This is a genomic window from Flavobacterium bomense, assembly GCF_003970355.1.
The window spans coordinates 1-1,020 of record NZ_RYDJ01000290.1 but is presented as its reverse complement, the minus strand read 5'-3'; the positions used below and the strand labels follow the sequence as shown (position 1 = coordinate 1,020).

At 33.5% G+C, this 1,020-nt stretch carries 1 protein-coding gene; it reads left to right on the top strand.

Annotated features, from left to right (window positions below; all coding sequences use genetic code 11):
* A partial coding sequence (locus tag EKL98_RS18375) for an ABC transporter ATP-binding protein (RefSeq protein ID WP_126563270.1) occupies positions 1 to 913 on the top strand: 913 nt, incomplete at its 5' end.
* Positions 914 to 1,020 lie beyond the last annotated feature (107 nt).

Here is a 1,020-nt window from a genome sequence, read left to right as displayed (position 1 = left end):
AGGATTTAATGGAGAAATGACGGGACGTGAAAACATCTTCCTGAACGGAGCCATTTTGGGAATGACCAAAAAAGAAATTGACTCCAAGCTAGACGAAATAATTGAATTCTCGGGTTGCCAACGCTACATTGACACACCTGTAAAACGCTACAGCAGCGGAATGACGGTACGATTGGCTTTTGCTGTTGCTGCTTTTCTGGAACCAGAGATTTTGGTGATCGATGAGGTTCTTGCTGTGGGCGATGCCGAGTTCCAGAAAAAAGCCATTGGCAAGATGCAGGATATTTCCAAACAAGGAGGGAGAACAGTTTTATTTGTGAGTCATAATATGGCGGCAATTCAAAAGTTATGTACCAAATGTATTTTGTTACAGAACGGAAAATTTATTATGGAAGGAAAGACAGAGGATGTTATAAACTTCTATTTGAGCCAGTCTGTTTTAAATGATTCTGAATATGTATTTAATACTAAATTGTCTGGATCAAAATTAGCTTATGCCACCAAGTTAACTATTGAAGATAGTTATGGGAATTTAATGAATGAAATACCAATAGGTAAACCTTGGAGAGTTAAAATTCATTTCACGGTAAGTGAAAAAACAAAAAATTTAGTTATTGGACTTGGAATGGCAGATATGATAGATACACCTATCAGAACCTCTTGGGCGATGCCCACTGATTATGATCCAGGGAATTATTTTGCCTCATTTACAGAAGAAAAAATTAAATTTAATAGTGGGCAATATAAATTGATTGTAGGGATTTCAAGAGGTTCAGAGTCGATTGATTATATAGATAAAGACATTGTTTTAACTATCTCCGATGTAGTTTATGAACAAGAGGAGTCTATTGTCAATAATAAAAGTGGATTAATAGTTGATCAAATGAAAACAAAAATTGAACAAATTTACTAAGTATGACTATTTACAACAGGGATAATTATATTTTAACCGATTCACCATTAAAAAAAGATCTTTTAAAATTATTTAAGAAGAATGATAAATTGACTATTTTAGATATT